This is a genomic window from Microbacterium sp. LEMMJ01, assembly GCF_002114135.1.
Taxonomy (GTDB): Bacteria; Actinomycetota; Actinomycetes; order Actinomycetales; family Microbacteriaceae; genus Microbacterium.
Genome location: NZ_NCTV01000035.1, coordinates 207,155 through 222,151 on the forward strand (window position 1 = coordinate 207,155; position 14,997 = coordinate 222,151).

Consider the following 14,997-nt stretch of genomic DNA (forward strand, 5'->3'; position numbering starts at 1 on the left):
CCCGTGCCGCGGATATGCGGTCAGATACCCGCGCCGGGCCGGACGACGCCGACCCGGGAGCCGCCACCGAGCACCGCGAGCGGCAGGGCCTCGGCCAGCGCGGTCACGTCGGCCTCGCTGAGGCCGCCGGCGCGCGCCAGCAGCGTGGCGGCCACGATCGTCGATGCCCGGGCACCGCCGTCCAGCATCTTGAGGGCGACCGTGGTCCCGTTCGGAGCCACCATCACCATGACGCCCTCCGCGCCGCCCTTCGCGAAGACGCCGAGCCGCTCGATCGCGATCGTGTCAGGGCGCCCCGGACCATCGATGGTCCAGGGGTTCTCGCGGACGGCCTTCACCAGGGCGCCGGCCACCCGATGCAGCGCGAACGGGGAGCGCTCGGAGGCGGTGCCGACGCGGTGGATCGCACGGGCCAGGCCCGTGAGGGTGAGGGCGTACACCGGGGCGCCGCAGCCGTCGATCGCGGTGTGCGCCATCTTCTCGCCGGTCAGGCGTTCGATGACGTCACGGATGTGGGCCTGGAGCGGGTGGGTCGGTTCGAGGTAGCCCTCGACGGGCCAGCCGGTCGCGATGCAGGCGCGGAGCATCGCGGCGTGCTTGCCCGAGCAGTTCATCCGGACCCGCGCCTCTTGGCCGTGCTCGCGCACCATCTCGTCGCGGGACGCGGAGTCGCTTGGCCACGCCGGGGGACAGGCGAGGTCGTCCTCGTTGAGGCCGCCGGCGGTGAGCATCTCGCGAACGACCTCGGCGTGCCGGTCGGTTCCGGAATGGCTGGCGGTGGACAGAGCCAACTGCTCTCCCTCGAGCACGGCGCCCGCCGTGAGGCAGGCGACTGCCTGCAGGGGCTTGAGGCTGGAGCGGGGGAGGATCAGTGCCTCCGCGTTCCCATGCCGCGCGACCACCTCGCCCTCGGGCGACAGCACGACGGCCGCACCGGCATGACGCGACTCGATGAAGCCGCTCCGCTCCACGACGGCGAGTTCGACGGAATCCTGAACGGTGAGAGTCTCCAGCACCCGACAACTCTACCGGCGGGTGCGGCGCGGCTCCGTCGAGGGCGGAGCCCGGGTGTCGGCGCCGCCTGGCAGACTGGGCGCATGCCAGAGCAGACGACTCCCCGGGCCCTCGGCGAGCACCGCTACGCCCTCACCTCCACCTGGACCGGCAACGCCGGGTCCGGCACGAGCGGTTATCGCGACTACCGCCGTGACGTCACGATCGAGGTCGAGGGGAAGCCCGAGCTGCTCGCGTCGTCCGACAAGCCCTTCCGCGGCGATCCGTCGCGCTGGAATCCGGAGGACCTCTTGCTGGCCTCCCTCTCGGAGTGCCACCTGCTGTCCTATCTGCACGCGTGCGTGACGGCCGGCGTGGTGGTCGTCTCCTATCGCGACACCGCGAGCGGCCTGATGCGCGAGAACGGCGCCGGCGGCGGGTCCTTCGTCGAGGTGCTGCTGCGACCGGAGGTCGTCGTCGCCGAGGCGTCGATGATCGAGGCGGCCGAGCGGGCGCACGCCCAGGCGAACGAGTGGTGCTTCATCGCCAACTCGGTCAACTTCCCCGTCCGGCACGAGGCGACGGTGACGGCCGCCGGCTGAACGGGGCGCTCAGCGGCGCTCGTGCGGGAGCGCCTGCTTGATCTTCTCGATCGCGTTCTGCGCCGGCGCCTCGTTGTAGGTGCCCGCGAGCTCCTGACCGGAGAGGGCGTGGATCGCGGCCATGATCTCGTCGGTCGCGAGTCGGCGTGCGCGGCCGCTCGTCGCCGGTCCGTGCGGCGACAGATCCAGGGGCTCCCCGAAGCGCACGGTGATCCGCTCGGACAGCGTGGGCATCTTGGCGCCGACCGGCATCACCTTGTCGGTGCCGATGAGTCCCACGGGGACGACGGGGGCGCCGGTCTGCAGGGCGAGGAACGCCACGCCCGTGCGGCCCTTGTACAGCCGGCCGTCGGTGGAGCGGGTGCCCTCGGGGTACAGCGCGACGGCGAGGCCCTCGTCGAGGAGCTGACGCTGCAGGTCGAGGGCGTCGAGCGCCGCCTGGCCGGCGCCGCGGCGGACCGGGATCGCACCGATCGCCTCGAAGAACGTCTTGGACGCCCAGCCCTTCATGCCGGTGCCCTCGAAGTAGCTCGACTTGGCGAGGAAGTGCACGGGCCGCGGAGCCGCCACCGGGATGGCGATGGAGTCGATGAACGACAGGTGGTTGCTGGCGAAGATCACCGGGCCGGTGGTGGGGACGTGCTCGCGTCCTTCGATGTGCGGCCGGTAGACGAGCCGGGCGAGCGGGGCGATGAGGCTGCGGCCCAGGGCGTAGGTGAAGCCGGCGTGCCGGGGCTTCGGGGAGTCCTCTGAGGGGGTTTCGGGGTCCGCGGACTGCTCAGAGCTCATCAGAGCAGGCTACTCCCGGATCCATGCCGACGTGGGAATGAAGACTCGCGCCGCCGCTTCCCAGCGCGAGCAAAGGGCGATGAGGCAGGATGGAAGCTCCCGCCCGCGATCGTGAGGTCTTCCTGTGCGCACCCGTCCGCTGCTCGTCCTGTCCACCGTCGCTGCGGCGACCCTGCTGCTGGCGGGCTGCTCCGGGAACGGCGATCCGCAGAGCACGTCCTCCCCGGACGCCTCCGGGTCGAGCCAGTGCCTCGTGAACGCGAAGGCCGGCGACACCTCGGACGCCATCGAGGTGGACGGCGAAGGCCTCGACGCCAAGATCACGGTTCCCGACGATGCGGAGTTCGCGAACGTCGAGCGGACCGTCGTGTCCGAGGGCGAGGGAGACGACCTCGCGGCGAACGACCTCGTCTCCGTCCAGTACCAGATCGTCGATGCCGCCAGCGGCGACGTGGTCGACTCGTCGGCGCGCGGCGAGGACGGCACGCTCCCCGTGCTCCTCGACCCGAACCAGTCGTCGCTGTTCGTCGCCGCGCTGGAGTGCGAGCCGGTCGGATCCCGCGTCGTCCTCGCCATCCCCGGCAGCGCGCTCGGTGAGGGGCAGAGCAACATCGTCGTCTACGCGGAGGCCGTCGACCGACTCCCCGAGGTCGCGACCGGTGAGCCCGTCGAGCCGACCGCCGGCATGCCCGAGGTCGAGCTCGACGACGACGGCAAGCCGTCCGTCACGATCCCGGACGGCGACGCGCCGACCGAGACGAAGGTCTCCGTCCTCAAGCAGGGCGACGGTGCGACGGTCGCGTCCGGCGACCTCGTGGTCGTGCAGTACCTCGGCGTGAAGTGGTCCGACGGCGAGGAGTTCGACTCCAGTTGGAGCCGCGACGCCGCCCCCGCGCAGTTCCAGACCACGGGGGTCGTCGCCGGCTTCCAGAAGGCGCTCGAGGGGCAGAAGGTCGGTTCGCAGGTCCTCGTCGTCATGCCGCCGTCCGACGGCTACGGCGCGAGCGAGGGCCACGAGCTGCAGGACGAGAGCCTCGTGTTCGTCGTCGACATCCTCGCGACGACCCCGGTCCAGCCGCAGCAGTAGGGCCGCCGTCGCGGCGTGTCCTAGGCTGGCGTCATGCGTCGCGTCATCATCCTCGGCTCCACCGGTTCCATCGGCACCCAGGCGCTGGATGTGATCCGTGCCAATCCTCGACGCTTCGAGGTCGTCGGTCTCGCCGCAGGATCGAACGCGGCGATGATGGCCGAGCAGGCGGCGCAGTTCCAGGTGGAGCACACCGCTCTGGGCGCCGCGGAGGCGGAGCAGCTGGTCCGTGACGTCGAAGCCGATGTGGTGCTGAACGGGATCACCGGCTCGATCGGTCTGGGCTCGACGCTGGCTGCGCTGGAGGAGGGGCGGACGCTCGCCCTGGCGAACAAGGAGTCGCTGATCGTCGGCGGTGATCTGGTGCTCGCCGCGGCGGCGCCCGGTCAGATCGTCCCCGTGGACTCCGAGCACTCCGCCCTCGCGCAGGCTCTGCGCTCCGGTACGCACGACGAGATCCGTCGGCTGGTGGTCACGGCCTCGGGCGGGCCCTTCCGCGGGAAGTCGCGCGACGAGCTCACCGCTGTCACGCCGCAGGATGCGCTCGCGCACCCCACGTGGAACATGGGACGCACCGTCACCACGAACTCCGCCACGCTGGTCAACAAGGGCCTCGAGATCATCGAGGCGCACCTGCTGTTCGACGTGCCCTACGACGACATCGACGTCGTCGTGCACCCGCAGTCGATCGTGCACTCCATGGTGGAGTTCATCGACGGATCCACCATCGCCCAGGCCTCTCCGCCGGACATGCGGCTGCCGATCTCGCTGGGCCTCGACTGGCCGCACCGGGTGGGCGGTGTGGGCCGCCCGCTGGACTGGACCACCGCCACGTCGTGGACGTTCGAGCCGCTCGATGACGACGCCTTCCCCGCGGTGGCACTCGCGAAGGCGGTCGGGCGTGCCGGAGGCACCTTCCCCGCGGTCTACAACGCCGCCAACGAGCAGGCCGTGGACGCGTTCCACGAGGGGCGCCTGCCGTTCCTCGGCATCGTCGACACCGTGCAGCGGGTCGTCGACGCGCACGACGCTCCGGACACGCTGACCGTGGAATCGCTCGCGGCGGCGGAGGACTGGGCGCGGCGGAAGGCCGACCAGCTCATCGCCGCCGCCTGACGCGGCGCGGGGTCAGTCCTCGTCCGGGTACGGCACGGGCCAGCGCGGCTCCGGGACGGGCCATCCGGCGGCCTTCAGCGCACGCCGGGAGAGCTCGCGGGCGGAGTACGGCGTCCGCACTCCGCGGATGTCGCGGTAGTCCTGGTGGCCGGGTCCCGCCCAGAGGATCGCGTCGCCGTCGCCGACGAGTCCGACGGCGGCCACGATCGCGGCCTCCGGCGGGGAGTACTCGTGGATCTCGGCGTCGGGACGGGCGCGACGCGCGCCCTCGACGAGCGTCGCGCGGATCGACGCCGGGTCCTCGAACCGGGGGTGGTGATCGGTCACGACGAGGATGTCGCTGCCCTCCACCGCGGTGCGGGCCATGTCGAAGCGCTTGCTGGCGTCGCGGTCCCCGTCGGCCCCGAAGAGCATGAGCACCTTGCCGGGGGTCACCCGCCGCACGGCGGCCAGGGTCTTCTCGAAGGCGTCGGGCGAGTGGCCGAAGTCGACGAAGACGGCCGGCCCTTGCGCGCCCGAGACGAGCTGCGTGCGACCGGGCAGGTAGGCCCGGATGCCGCCGTCGCGCTGCACGGCCCCGACGATCCGCTCCCAGGCATAGCCGCCCTCGAGCAGCATGACGATCGCCAGCGCCGCGTTCGCGGCCATGTGCGGACCGATCACGGGGACGGTCGTGGTGAGCGTGCCGGCCGGTCCCGTCATCGTGAACGTGGTGCCGGTCGCCCGCTCGTCGTCGATGACGACCACCCAGTCCGCTCGCGATGCCTGATCGGCGTCGGCGGCGATGGAGGGCGTCCCGACGGTGACGACGGGGATCTCGGAGCGTTCGACGACGAGGGCGCCGGAGGACGAGTCGAGGCAGACGACGCCGCGCACGGCGCGGTCGGGACGGAAGAGCGGCAGCTTCGCCTCGAAGTACTCCTCCATGTCGGCGTAGTCGTCGAGGTGATCGTGGCTGAGGTTGGTGAACCCCGCGACGTCGAACCGGATGCCGTCGACGCGGTGACGGGACAGGGCCTGGGCACTGACCTCGACCGCGACGGCCTCGACCTCGCGCTCCCGCATCAGCGCGAGGAGGGCGTGCATCTCGGAAGCCTCGGGGGTGGTGAGCCGCGAGACGATGACCTCGCCCGCGATGTGCCGCTCAGCCGTGGAGGAGAGCCCGGTGACGACGCCCATCTGCTCGAGGATGCCCTCGAGCAGGTGGGAGACGCTCGTCTTGCCGTTCGTCCCGGTGGTCGCGAACAGGAGGGGGAGCGGATCCTCCGCGCCCGTGCCGTACACCCAGGCGCTCAGCGCGCCGAGCACGCCGCGGGGGTCGTCGACGATGAGGATCGGGAGGCCTGCGTCGGCGGCGATGTCGGCACCCGCCTGGTCCGTGATCACCGCGACCGCTCCCTTCTCGGCGGCGGTCTTCGCGAAGTCCGCGCCGTGGCGGTTCACGCCGCGGATGGCGACGAAGGCCTCGCCCGGGCGCAGATCGGCCGTGGCAAGGGTGATGCCACTGAGAGCGACGCCCTCCACGTCGCCCCGCACGGAGCGGGCGAACAGGGAGGCGAGTTCGGACAGCTCGCGCCGGGGCGGGTTCGCCGGGCGGAGCACGGGGGGCAGGGTCGGCTGTTGTTCCATCGACATGTCGTCTCCATGTTCTCACGGCCGCGGTGTCAGCCCGGGCGGGTCGGTCCGCCGCGCGCTGGAGCCGGGCGCGGCGGACCGGGGGTCAGGCGCGGCGGCGGAACGCGAGCACCGCGACCACCAGCGCCGCGACGCCGGCGAGCAGACCGCCGGCACCCAGCGCGATGCCCAGCGCGTCGTCGCCGTCGTCCGCCGTCGCGGGCTGCGGCGCGGCGCTCGTGCCGTGACCGTCCGCGGTGCCATCCGTGACCGTCACGACAGGCGCGGGGGAGTCGAGGTCGTGCGGGTCCTCACCCTTCTCGGCGAGCTGCGTCCACTCGGTCGCGCCGTCCACGCACTGCTGGACCACCGGGAAGGCGAGCGTTTCGGGCGTGTCCTCATCCAGGCCCACCGACATGCTCACGGCGCCGCGCAGGTCGGTCGGCACCGGCGTGAGGGCGGTGTACGTGACGGCGCTCACGAGACCGTCGTCGCCGCGCTCGACCTGGATGGTCCAGTCGCCGTCGAGCGTGGGGGCGACCGAGGCGAGACCCTCCGGCATGGTGATGCGCAGGGCGGTGGTGGGCGAGGTGCCGCAGCCGTGCGAGAACGAGAAGGTCAGCACGCCGTGGTCACCCGCGGCGAGCTCGTCGGGGCTGACGCTGACGTGTGCCCCGGCCATCGCGGGGACGGCGAGGGCGAGGGCGAGTCCGCCGACGACGCCGGTGGCTCCGAGGAGGGTGCGGCGTGGACGACGGGGACGGATGGTGGTGTTCGACATGGGGTCTCCAGATGCTCGTGTGCGGGCGCGCCGGAACAGCGCAGCCCGGAAGGATGGGCCGTCGAACGGCGACGGCCGGATCGAGGGCGGCTCAGCCGCCGACGAGCACCGGAGGACCGCGTCGCGAGACCACGGCTGTCGTCGCGACGTCGAGCGGAGGGAGGAGGGCGGAGCGCAGCGGACGCGGCGGTGCCGGAGGCGTGGAGGCGGGCGTCGCCGTGCGTCGGAGGGCGGCCTGGAACCAGCGGGCGATCGTGCGCAGCACGCTCTCGCCATGCCACAGCAGCACCGTCGTCAGCAGGGCGGCGACGAGGTGCGCCGACAGCATCAGCGCTCCTGGCCCTGCGGCCGGTGACAGCGGGCCGAGTGCGCTCAGGTCGAGGTGGTGGGAGTGGACGCCGAGTCCCGGCGCCTCCTCGGCGGTGGGCGCCCCCAGGAGCTGGAAGAGCAGGTGGAACGCGCCCTGCGCCAGGATCACGGCCACCGCGACTCGGGCGCGCGAGGACCGCCGGCCGACCACGGCGGCGGAGAGCGGCACGAAGAGCGTCGCGACGGCGGCGATGAGCAGCGGGTGCGGGGCGGCCCCGCCGGCGAGCGTGTGGGAGACGGCCGCGAGGAGCGTGGCGATCGCGGACACGGCGGCGGCGCGGAGGAATCGCAGCTGCCGGGACGTCATCATGCCAGCCTAGCGACGCTGCGCGAGCCGGGCGGATTCCTAGGCGGCGGGCAGTAGCGTGGGCTCGTGGAATTCCTGCTCTATCTGGGCGGCATCGTGTTCATGCTGATCGGCCTCGGCCTCTCGATCGGTCTGCACGAGGTCGGCCACCTCGTCCCCGCGAAGCTCTTCGGCGTGCGTGTCGGCCAGTACATGATCGGCTTCGGGCCGCGCCTGTGGTCGAAGCGGATCGGGGAGACGGAGTACGGCTTCAAGCTCCTGCCCCTGGGCGGCTTCATCTCCATGTCGGGGATGTATCCGTCGTCGAAGGACAGCGGGCCCGCCTCCGGGGCGTTCCGCACGCTCATCCAGGACGCGCGTTCTGCCAACGACGAGACCATCGCGGAAGGCGCCGAGGACCGGGTCTTCTACAAGCTGCCGGTGTGGAAGCGCGTGATCGTGATGCTCGGCGGACCGCTCATGAATCTCGTGCTGGCCGTGGTGATCTTCACCGTCCTCGTCAGCGGGATCGGCGTGCAGCAGGGCACCACGACGGTCGCGGCGGTGAACGAGTGCGTGGTCCCCGCGTCGTCGACGGCGACCGAGTGCGGGGCCGACGATCCGGAGTCCCCGGCCGCTGCGGCCGATGTGCAGCCGGGCGACGTCCTCGTGTCGATCGACGGGAAGCCGGTGTCGACCTTCGCGGAGGCCACCGCCATCGTCCAGGCCTCACCGGGCGAGCCCCTCGCCCTCGTTGTGCGCCGGGACGGCACCGAGCGGACGCTGACCCTCACCCCCATCGCCGCGGAGCGCACCATCACGGACGCGAGCGGGCAGCCGGTGCTCGACGACGACGGCGATCCCGTCGTGAAGGAGGTCGGCTACGCGGGGATGATCGCGCAGATGGGCTACGTGCAGCAGCCGCTGACCGCCGGACCCCAGCTGGCGGCGGACACCGTCGCCCGGGTCGGCTCGCTGATCGTCACGCTCCCGGTGCGCCTGTGGGACGTCGGGGTCTCGCTCGTGACGGGAGGGGAACGCGATCCGAACGGGCCGCTGAGCGTCGTCGGCGTCGGGCGTCTCGCGGGCGAGGTGGCCGCGACGGACGCTCCGGTGCTCAACCGCTTCGCCGTGCTGCTCGGCCTTCTCGGCTCGCTCAACGTCGCGCTCTTCGTCTTCAACCTGATCCCGCTGCTGCCGCTCGACGGCGGGCACATCGTCGTCGCGCTGTGGGAGGGGATCAAGCGGGCGTGGGCGAAGCTGTTCCGGCGGCCGCCCCCGGCCCCGGTCGACGCCACCAAGCTCGTGCCGCTGACCGTCGTCGTCGCGACGCTGCTGATCGCGATGGGCGCGCTCCTGCTCGTGGCCGACCTGTTCAACCCGGTCAAGCTCCTGGGCTGAGCGGCCGGAACGCGCTCAGCGCAGGGCGTGCGCCGCCAGGCGCTCCAGCGTGCGGATGCCGTCGCGGGACAGGATCGATTCGAGGTGGCCCTGCACCGATGCGAAGCCGTCGCCGCGGAGCGCGTAGACGTCTCCGGTCACCGGATCCGCGGAGACCTCGGCCGCGCCCACCGTGGTCGCTCCGGGGTCGACCCGTGCCGTGAAGGTGTTGTAGAACCCGATCGAGGCGTCCTCGCCGAACACCGGCACGGCCTTCTGCAGCCCCTGGTGCGGAGCGTCGAGGGGCGTCAGCGCGATCCCCATCCGGTCCGCCAGGATCTGGTGGCTCAGGCAGACCGCGAGCAGCGGCGAATGCGCCTGCAGGCGGGCCGCCACGACCTCGCGCATCCGGGCGATGCGCGGGCTCGCGTCGTCTCGGGGGTCGCCGGGGCCGGGGCCGGCGACGACGAGATCGGCCGTCTCGACCGCTTCGTCGTCCACCTCGTCCCAGGACGCGATGGTCACGTCGAGCCCGAGGTGCCGCAGCTGATGCGCGAGCATCGTCGTGAAGCGGTCCTCGGCGTCGACGACGAGGGCGGAGCGGCCGGAGAACGGACCGGTGAAGTCCTCGCCCTGCGGGTTCAGCCAGAACTCGGCGAGGCGGGCGTTGCGCGAGGAGAGGAGCGCGGCGACGTCCGGGTCGTCCGCGAGACGCCGCGGCTCACCGGGGGCGTCGGCGTCGCTGCGGGCCTCGGCGACGCGGTCCCGATCGATCGCGCCGATCGCGCCGAGCACGCCGGCGGCCTTGCCGTGGGTCTCGGACACCTCGCCGTGCGGGTCCGAGTGGCGGACGAGGGTCGCGCCGACGGGCACGCTCAGCTCGCCGTCGCGCAGGTACACGGTGCGGATGAGGATGGGCGCGTCGAGGTCGTGCCCGCCATCGGCGTTGGGCGTGAAGAGCGCCGCGACGCCCGAGTAGTAGCCCCGGGGCTTGCGCTCGTGCCGCCGGATCACGGCGCAGGCGTTCTGCATGGGGGAGCCGGTGACGGTCGGGGCGAACATCGTCTCGCGGAGGATGTCCCGCGGGTCCAGCCCGCTCCGTCCGCGCAGCATGTACTCGGTGTGCGTCAGCCGCGACATCTCCTTGAGATGCGGGCCGGTGATGCGTCCGCCGTCGGCGCAGACGGCGCTCATCATCTTGAGCTCCTCGTCCACGACCATGAACAGCTCCTCGGTCTCCTTGGTCGACGCCAGGAAGTCGGTGAGCGTCTCCTTCGTCGCGCCGCCGGCCGGATGCCGGAAGGTGCCCGAGATGGGGTTCATGGTGACGACACCGTCGCGGGCCACGACGTGCGCCTCGGGGCTCGCCCCGACCGCGATGTGCCCGGGGGTGACGACCGCGAACGTCCAGTACGCGCCGCGCTCGTGGGCGAGCAGAGCCCGGAACCAGGTGAGCGCCGCCTGGCGCTCGTCGGCGTCGACGGTCGCGGTGAAATCGCGGCGGATGACGAAGTTCGCACCCTCGCCGCGGCCGATCTCGTCCGCGATCACGGTCTCGACGATCCGCGCGTACTCCTCGTCCGCGATGTCGAAGCCCTCATCGCGGAGCGGGATCGGGGCGGTCGGAAGCGCGTCGAGCACGGCGCCGGTCGGCAGGTGGAGGTGCTCCACCACGACGAGGCAGCGCAGCGGCGCCCCGTCGTCCTGGGCCACGAAGCCGCGTTCGCGGACCTGCCGATACGGGACGAGCGCGAACACCTCCCGCGGCTCTCCCCCGACCGTCAGGGGGATGTCGGCGAGCAGGTCGACGTCGGTCACGTCTCCGGTGAGCAGCTCGACGGTGTCCGCGCCGTCCCGGGCGATCAGCACGAAGGACGCGGTGGGGTCGGCGCTGAGCTCGTCGAGGCGAGAGAGGGTCATCGATGTCTCCTGTGCGAGGGCTCCGGCTCGGCGCAACGAAAAGACCGCCCCGGAGGCGGTCTGGATTCGAGGGAACGCGAACACACCGCCTAGGAGGCGGGCCACCAGGTGATGTGCGCGATCATTGGGGCGAAACTACCACACCCCGCCCTGCCGGCCGGGCGGCGTGACGTCACCAGAGCGAGCCGCCGGTTCCCGCTTCTTCGTCGTCGAGGCAGTGATCCACGAGCAGACGGACGCCGCGCGCGATCTCCTCGTCGTCCAGGTGCGGAGCGCCGGCCGGCGCGGTGCTGCGGGACCAGGGCAGATGGACGAAGCCGGCGGGCACGTGCGCGGGAACGGCGGAGAGCGCCGTGTACAGCACGTGGTTGCACACGTACGAGCCGGCGGAGAGCGAGAGGCGTGCGGGGAGACCCGCATCGTCGAGCAGGCGCACGAGGCGCTTCACGGGGAGGGTGGTGAATCGGGCGGCCGGACCGTCGGGATCGCTGTGCTGGTCCACCGGCTGTGCACCGTCGTTGTCGGGGATCCGTGCGTCGATCAGGTTCAGGCCGACCCGCTCGACCGCGATCCGATCGCTTCCGCCGGCGAGACCCGTGCACACGACCGCGTCGGGGGAGTGCTGGGCGATCCGCTCCCGCAGGAGCGCGGCCGATCGGGCGAACGACACCGGCAGCGTCGCGACGACCAGGTCGTGAGGGCCGTCGTATCCGGTGGCGACCCTCTCCACAGCCTCCGCCGAGGGATTGCGGGCCGCGCCGTCGAACGGATCGAAGCCGGTGAGAAGAATGACCGCCATGCCCTCAGCGTAAGCGCCCGCATCCAGCCCTTCTGCATCCTGGCGGCGTAGGCTGGGATCGTGCCAGCAGTGAATCTTGGGATGCCGAAGGTCCCCGAAGTCCTCGCCCCGCGTCGCAAGTCCCGCCAGATCAAGGTGGGCAAGGTGCTCGTCGGCGGCGATGCGCCCGTCAGCGTGCAGTCGATGACGACGACGAAGACCACCGACATCAACGGGACGCTGCAGCAGATCGCGGAGCTCACCGCCTCCGGCTGCGAGATCGTCCGCGTCGCCGTTCCCTCGCAGGACGACGCCGACGTGCTGCACATCATCGCCAAGAAGAGCCAGATCCCGGTCATCGCCGACATCCACTTCCAGCCGAAGTACGTCTTCCAGGCGATCGACGCCGGCTGTGCGGCCGTGCGCGTGAACCCGGGCAACATCCGCAAGTTCGACGATCAGGTCGGCGAGATCGCGAAGGCCGCCAAGGACGCGGGCGTCTCGCTCCGCATCGGCGTGAACGCGGGCTCGCTCGACCGTCGCCTGCTCGAGAAGTACGGCAAGGCCACGCCGGAGGCCCTCGTCGAGAGTGCGGTCTGGGAGGCGTCGCTGTTCGAGGAGCACGACTTCCACGACTTCAAGATCTCGGTCAAGCACAACGACCCGGTCGTCATGGTCAAGGCCTACCGTCAGCTCGCCGAGCGGGGCGACTGGCCGCTGCACCTCGGCGTGACCGAGGCGGGACCGGCCTTCCAGGGCACGATCAAGAGCGCGACCGCCTTCGGCATCCTGCTGGGGGAGGGCATCGGCGACACCATCCGCGTTTCGCTGTCCGCGCCGCCGGCCGAGGAGGTCAAGGTCGGTCACCAGATCCTCCAGTCCCTCAACCTCCGGGAGCGCAAGCTCGAGATCGTCTCGTGCCCGTCGTGCGGTCGGGCTCAGGTCGACGTCTACACGCTCGCGGAAGACGTCACCGAGGGGCTCAAGGAGATGACGGTGCCGCTGCGCGTCGCCGTCATGGGCTGCGTCGTGAACGGCCCGGGTGAGGCACGCGAGGCCGACCTCGGTGTCGCCTCCGGCAACGGCAAGGGCCAGATCTTCGTCAAGGGCGAGGTCATCAAGACCGTCCCGGAGGCCGACATCGTCGCCACCCTCATCGAGGAGGCGAACCGCATCGCCGCCGAGATGGGACCGGACGCTCCGCTCGGCACCGCCCAGGTCGTCACCGCCTGATCCGAGGAGTGCTGTGTCCGACATCCTGCTGCCTGCGCCGGTCCAGGCCATGATCGACGCGATCAACGCCGGGGACACCGACGCCTTCGTCGCCGCTTTCACCGCGGACGGCTTCGTGAGCGACTGGGGCACCGTGAAAGCCGGTGCCGACGGCGTGCGCGGCTGGGCGGACAGCGATGCGATCGGCGCCGGGGCGCGGATGACCGTGCTCTCGGCCGCCACGGACGGCGACACGACGCGCATCCGGTTCGCGTGGAGCAGTCGCGTCTTCAACGGCGAGTCCGATGGGATCTTCGTCGTCGATGGCGACCGGCTCGCCAGCTTCACGATCCCGCCGTCCCACTGACACCCCGTGCCCGATCGGCACCATCGTTCCGTCGACTCTCCGAGGAGCCCCATGACCACGCCCACGATCGTCACCTTCCCGGACGGCAGCCTCCGCGGAGACGCCGTCGTGACCCGCGTGGCCGACGACGCCGACGGAACCGTGGTCGTCGTCGACGCCACGCCGTTCCACCCCGTCGATCACACCTGGCCCGATCAGCCCGGCGATACCGGCGACATCTCCGGCGAGGACGGAGCCGTCCCCGTGACCGAGGCGCTCATGGCGGCCGTCTCGGATGACGGCGCGTTCGCGGTGGGCAGCGCGATCCCCGTCAAGCGCGGGGCCGAGGGGTGGACCTGGCTGGTGGGCCACCGGCTCGATGGTGCCGCGCCCGCCTGGCTCGCAGAGGGAACGCGCGTGGCGCTCTCGGTCGACGAGGCGCACCGTGCCGGCCTCAGCCGCGGTCACACCGCGTGCCACCTCGCCTCCCTGGCCCTGGATCTCGCGGTCGCCGACCTCTGGCGCAAGGACCCGGGGGAGGATGCGCTGGGAAACCCGGACTTCGAGGGACGGGCGAACCAGTTCAGCCGCATCCACGAGGACGGCGCCGTCGACGAGTACCGCCTCGGCAAGAGCCTGCGCCGCGCGGGATTCGACACCGAGACGTTCGCGGCCACGCTGGCCGACCGCGAGCAGCGCATCAACGCACAGCTCGCCGCGTGGGTCGCCTCCGCTGCCGCGAGCCGCATCGAGGTGGACGGACCGACCATCGTCGACCGGCGACGCTGGCACTGCGACCTCCCCGAGGGCGAGGCCGTGATTCTCTGCGGCGGCACCCACGTCCGTTCCCTCGCGGAATTCGCCGCCATCGCGGTGACTCTGGATCTGTCCGACCCGCAGCTCCTCGTGATGACGACGACCGCGACTCCCGCCTCCTGAGCCCTCGCCCGCCTCAGGCATTCGCGCGAGGACAGGCGACAGCGGCCGGTGTCGCCTGCTGTCGCATGCCTGCCTGTTCCCGCGATGACGTCAGCGCACGAAGCCCGCCTGCATCCGACCCCCTGCGAGTTCCAGTTCCTCACTGACCCGCTCCGCGAACCCCGGGATGTCTCCGGCGAGCAGCGGAGCGCTGAGCTGCTCCGCGCGCTCGGGATTCCACGCGCGCAGACGTCGGGGGAGCCACTTCCCGGAGCCGATCCACTGCCCGTCGGCCAGCAGCATCAGCTCCGCCATGCGCTCGAACAGCAGGCCTGCGACCACGCGCTGTTCGAGAGGATCCGTCGCGTCGCCCAGGTCGTCGAGGAGATCGGTGATCACGTACCGCCGGAACCGTGACTCGCGGTCTTCCACTGTGGGGCCGGCGGCGAGCACGGCGCCCCACCGGGCCCGCAGGTCGTCGAGCCCGGGTCCGGAGCGCACCGGCACGCCCTCCACGAGCATGTGCACGATGACGGGCCGGTGCTGTGCAATGCCGCGGTTAGCCCATGTCTCGAACCCTGCCGCCGTGTATGCGAACACCTCGAAGGTCTCGCCCTCGAACTCGAAGGTGGCGGCCTCGCTCGCCTGGGCGTCGTCGGCGAAGAGGTCGTCGTCGATGAGCAGGAGGTCGATGTCGCTCGTGTGCGTGCGCTCGCCGCGGGCGGTGCTCCCGGCGACGATCGAGATGCGTGCGCGCGGATACCGCTCCACGAGGAAGCGCTCGACGCGCTCGGCCTGATCCATCT

The 14,997-nt window shown here is 71.7% G+C and carries 15 protein-coding genes; 7 read left to right on the forward strand and 8 right to left on the reverse strand.

What is annotated here, in order from left to right; genetic code table 11:
- Positions 1–20: 20 nt before the first annotated feature.
- Positions 21–1,016 (reverse strand): asparaginase, encoded by a 996-nt coding sequence (locus tag B7W94_RS14275; protein WP_025103158.1) that lies wholly within the window; start codon positions 1,014–1,016, stop codon positions 21–23.
- Positions 1,017–1,097: 81 nt separating this feature from the next.
- Between B7W94_RS14275 and B7W94_RS14280 the strand changes: the two genes are divergently transcribed.
- Positions 1,098–1,595, forward strand: a complete 498-nt coding sequence (locus B7W94_RS14280) for an OsmC family protein (protein ID WP_029989208.1) — start codon at positions 1,098–1,100, stop codon at positions 1,593–1,595.
- 9 nt (positions 1,596–1,604) lie between these two features.
- Here the strand turns inward: B7W94_RS14280 and B7W94_RS14285 are convergent, their stop codons facing one another.
- A complete protein-coding gene (locus tag B7W94_RS14285; RefSeq protein ID WP_085607265.1) occupies positions 1,605–2,384 on the reverse strand; it encodes a lysophospholipid acyltransferase family protein in 780 nt (259 codons plus the stop codon).
- A gap of 124 nt (positions 2,385–2,508) precedes the next feature.
- Here B7W94_RS14285 and B7W94_RS14290 point away from each other — a divergent pair, with 124 nt between their 5' ends.
- Both B7W94_RS14290 and dxr read left to right on the forward strand, forming a co-directional pair.
- A complete protein-coding gene (locus B7W94_RS14290; RefSeq protein ID WP_085607267.1) occupies positions 2,509–3,471 on the forward strand; it encodes an FKBP-type peptidyl-prolyl cis-trans isomerase in 963 nt (320 codons plus the stop codon).
- Positions 3,472–3,504: 33 nt separating this feature from the next.
- Positions 3,505–4,587 (forward strand): 1-deoxy-D-xylulose-5-phosphate reductoisomerase, encoded by a 1,083-nt coding sequence (dxr, locus tag B7W94_RS14295; RefSeq protein ID WP_085607269.1) that lies wholly within the window; start codon positions 3,505–3,507, stop codon positions 4,585–4,587.
- Positions 4,588–4,599: 12 nt separating this feature from the next.
- Here dxr and B7W94_RS14300 read toward each other — a convergent pair whose 3' ends face one another.
- The 3 genes from B7W94_RS14300 to B7W94_RS14310 all read right to left on the reverse strand — a co-directional run bounded on the left by B7W94_RS14300 (position 4,600) and on the right by B7W94_RS14310 (position 7,658).
- Positions 4,600–6,216, reverse strand: coding sequence for a Mur ligase family protein (locus B7W94_RS14300; protein ID WP_172400133.1), 1,617 nt, complete (start codon positions 6,214–6,216; stop codon positions 4,600–4,602).
- A 91-nt stretch (positions 6,217–6,307) separates the two neighbouring features.
- Positions 6,308–6,982, reverse strand: a complete 675-nt coding sequence (locus B7W94_RS14305) for a YcnI family copper-binding membrane protein (protein ID WP_085607271.1) — start codon at positions 6,980–6,982, stop codon at positions 6,308–6,310.
- 91 nt (positions 6,983–7,073) lie between these two features.
- Positions 7,074–7,658, reverse strand: coding sequence for a hypothetical protein (locus B7W94_RS14310; protein ID WP_085607408.1), 585 nt, complete (start codon positions 7,656–7,658; stop codon positions 7,074–7,076).
- 66 nt (positions 7,659–7,724) lie between these two features.
- On the opposite strand from B7W94_RS14310, the gene B7W94_RS14315 reads away from it, so the two are divergent.
- Positions 7,725–9,038, forward strand: coding sequence for a M50 family metallopeptidase (locus B7W94_RS14315; protein WP_025103165.1), 1,314 nt, complete (start codon positions 7,725–7,727; stop codon positions 9,036–9,038).
- 15 nt (positions 9,039–9,053) lie between these two features.
- Here the strand turns inward: B7W94_RS14315 and B7W94_RS14320 are convergent, their stop codons facing one another.
- Together B7W94_RS14320 and B7W94_RS14325 are read right to left on the reverse strand one after the other, a co-directional pair.
- Positions 9,054–10,937, reverse strand: a complete 1,884-nt coding sequence (locus tag B7W94_RS14320) for a chorismate-binding protein (protein WP_085607273.1) — start codon at positions 10,935–10,937, stop codon at positions 9,054–9,056.
- A gap of 172 nt (positions 10,938–11,109) precedes the next feature.
- The gene (locus tag B7W94_RS14325) at positions 11,110–11,736 is read right to left on the reverse strand and encodes a pyroglutamyl-peptidase I (RefSeq protein WP_085607275.1); all 627 of its coding nucleotides are present in this window, start codon (positions 11,734–11,736) and stop codon (positions 11,110–11,112) included.
- An 81-nt stretch (positions 11,737–11,817) separates the two neighbouring features.
- Here B7W94_RS14325 and ispG point away from each other — a divergent pair, with 81 nt between their 5' ends.
- The 3 genes from ispG to B7W94_RS14340 are packed head-to-tail and all read left to right on the forward strand — an operon-like array spanning position 11,818 to position 14,212.
- Entirely contained in the window at positions 11,818–12,948 is a 1,131-nt protein-coding gene (ispG, locus tag B7W94_RS14330; protein ID WP_025103167.1) for a flavodoxin-dependent (E)-4-hydroxy-3-methylbut-2-enyl-diphosphate synthase, read from the forward strand.
- Positions 12,949–12,961: 13 nt separating this feature from the next.
- A complete protein-coding gene (locus tag B7W94_RS14335) occupies positions 12,962–13,294 on the forward strand; it encodes a nuclear transport factor 2 family protein (protein ID WP_085607277.1) in 333 nt (110 codons plus the stop codon).
- Positions 13,295–13,345: 51 nt separating this feature from the next.
- Positions 13,346–14,212, forward strand: coding sequence for a hypothetical protein (locus tag B7W94_RS14340; protein ID WP_085607279.1), 867 nt, complete (start codon positions 13,346–13,348; stop codon positions 14,210–14,212).
- A gap of 90 nt (positions 14,213–14,302) precedes the next feature.
- On the opposite strand, the gene B7W94_RS14345 is transcribed toward B7W94_RS14340, so the two are convergent.
- A complete protein-coding gene (locus B7W94_RS14345; protein ID WP_085607281.1) occupies positions 14,303–14,995 on the reverse strand; it encodes a nucleotidyltransferase domain-containing protein in 693 nt (230 codons plus the stop codon).
- Positions 14,996–14,997 lie beyond the last annotated feature (2 nt).

What these genes read in the sequence shown, in the direction of transcription:
- B7W94_RS14280 (WP_029989208.1), top strand. Translation starts at nt 1,098, where the DNA reads ATGCCAGAGCAGACGACTCCCCGGGCCCTCGGCGAGCACCGCTACGCC.
- B7W94_RS14285 (WP_085607265.1), bottom strand. Translation starts at nt 2,384, where the DNA reads ATGAGCTCTGAGCAGTCCGCGGACCCCGAAACCCCCTCAGAGGACTCC.
- dxr (WP_085607269.1), top strand. Translation starts at nt 3,505, where the DNA reads ATGCGTCGCGTCATCATCCTCGGCTCCACCGGTTCCATCGGCACCCAG.
- B7W94_RS14300 (WP_172400133.1), bottom strand. Translation starts at nt 6,216, where the DNA reads ATGGAACAACAGCCGACCCTGCCCCCCGTGCTCCGCCCGGCGAACCCG.
- B7W94_RS14305 (WP_085607271.1), bottom strand. Translation starts at nt 6,982, where the DNA reads ATGTCGAACACCACCATCCGTCCCCGTCGTCCACGCCGCACCCTCCTC.
- B7W94_RS14310 (WP_085607408.1), bottom strand. Translation starts at nt 7,658, where the DNA reads ATGACGTCCCGGCAGCTGCGATTCCTCCGCGCCGCCGCCGTGTCCGCG.
- B7W94_RS14320 (WP_085607273.1), bottom strand. Translation starts at nt 10,937, where the DNA reads ATGACCCTCTCTCGCCTCGACGAGCTCAGCGCCGACCCCACCGCGTCC.
- B7W94_RS14325 (WP_085607275.1), bottom strand. Translation starts at nt 11,736, where the DNA reads ATGGCGGTCATTCTTCTCACCGGCTTCGATCCGTTCGACGGCGCGGCC.
- ispG (WP_025103167.1), top strand. Translation starts at nt 11,818, where the DNA reads ATGCCGAAGGTCCCCGAAGTCCTCGCCCCGCGTCGCAAGTCCCGCCAG.
- B7W94_RS14340 (WP_085607279.1), top strand. Translation starts at nt 13,346, where the DNA reads ATGACCACGCCCACGATCGTCACCTTCCCGGACGGCAGCCTCCGCGGA.
- B7W94_RS14345 (WP_085607281.1), bottom strand. Translation starts at nt 14,995, where the DNA reads ATGGATCAGGCCGAGCGCGTCGAGCGCTTCCTCGTGGAGCGGTATCCG.